1 protein-coding gene is annotated in these 1,424 nt (G+C 64.8%); it reads right to left on the bottom strand.

The features are described 5' to 3' along the window. Positions 1-28: 28 nt before the first annotated feature. Entirely contained in the window at positions 29-1,375 is a 1,347-nt protein-coding gene (locus tag ACWGH0_RS34670) for an IS630 family transposase (RefSeq protein ID WP_453408252.1), read from the bottom strand. Between the last annotated feature and the right edge of the window lie 49 nt (positions 1,376-1,424).

Genomic DNA, 1,424 nt, shown 5'->3' with positions numbered 1-1,424 from the left:
CTAGTGTCATGCGCCTGAAATCCAAGGGCTAAGTATCTGTGTGTTTCTCGTTGGCTGGTGGAGTGACCTTGGTGAGGTAGTCGGCGAGGGACTTGAGGATCTCGTCGGCGGTCTTGGTCCAGGTGAACGGCCTGGGATTCTCGTTCCAGGTGGCGATCCACTGCTTGATGTCGCTCTCGAGAGCCTGGACGGAGGTGTGGACGCCGCGGCGGATGAGTTTGTCGGTCAGCAGGCCGAACCAGCGCTCGACTTGGTTGATCCAGGACGAGCCGGTCGGAGTGAAGTGGACGTGGAAGCGGGGGTGTTTGGCCAGCCACGTCTTGATCTCGGGGGTGTTGTGGGTGGCGTAGTTGTCACACACGAGGTGTACGTCGAGCTCGCGGGGCACTGTTTTGTCTATCGTGACCAGGAACTTCTTGAACTCGACGGCCCGGTGGCGGCGGTGGAGTTCACCGATGACGGTGCCGTCGGCGATGTTGAACGCGGCGAAGAGGCTGGTGATGCCGTGCCTCAGGTAGTCGTGGGAGCGGCGCTCGGGCATGCCCGGCATCATCGGCAGCACGGGCTGCGAGCGATCCAGCGCCTGGATCTGGCTCTTCTCGTCCACACACAGCACCACCGCCCGCTCCGGCGGGTTGTGATACAGCCCGACGACATCGACGACCTTGGCGACAAACTGCGGGTCGGTGGACAGCTTGAAGGAGTCCTGCAGGTGCGGCTTCAGGTCGAACCGCTTCCAGATCCGACCGATCGTTGACCTCGACAATCCGGTGCGAGCCGCCATCGAGGCCCGCGACCAGTGGGTGTCCTTCCCCGGAGCGCATTCCAGCGTCGCCACGATCACGTCCTCGACCTGGTCGAGGAGAATCGAGGGCGGCCGGCCGGTCCGGGGCTCATCCTGCAGACCGTCGAGGCGTTCGGCGATGAACCTCGCCCGCCAACGGTCCACGGTCGAGGCATCAACACCCAGATCGGCCGCGACCTGCCGGTTCGTCCCGCCCTCCGCGCAACGCAGCACGATTTTCGCCCGCAGCGCCAGAAACTGGGCCGTTCTCGCACGGCGGGCCCACCCCGTCAACTGCTCCCGCTCGGCCTCACTCAGAACCAGATCAGCCTTCGGCCGGCCGATCCGGGCGGCATCCTCAAGCCCGGCCATCCCCTCGGCGGCGAACTTCCCACGCCACTTCCTCACCGTCGCGACGCTCACGCCAACCTCCACCGCCACCCGTGAGTTCGGCGTCCCCTTCGCGCACGCCAGCACGATCCGTGCCCGCTCAGCGAACCGCGGCGCAACCGCCCCGCTCACCCAACGAGACAACTCGGCGCGCTCTTCATCAGACACGCAGACTTCAACGGCACGAGGACCCGGCGACATTGCAACAGGATACAAACTTAGCCCTTGGATTTCAGGCGCATGACACTAG

It is taken from the genome of Streptomyces sp. NPDC054887, assembly GCF_053610585.1.
Note: the sequence above shows the minus strand (reverse complement) of the source record. Positions and strands in the feature narration are given on the sequence as shown.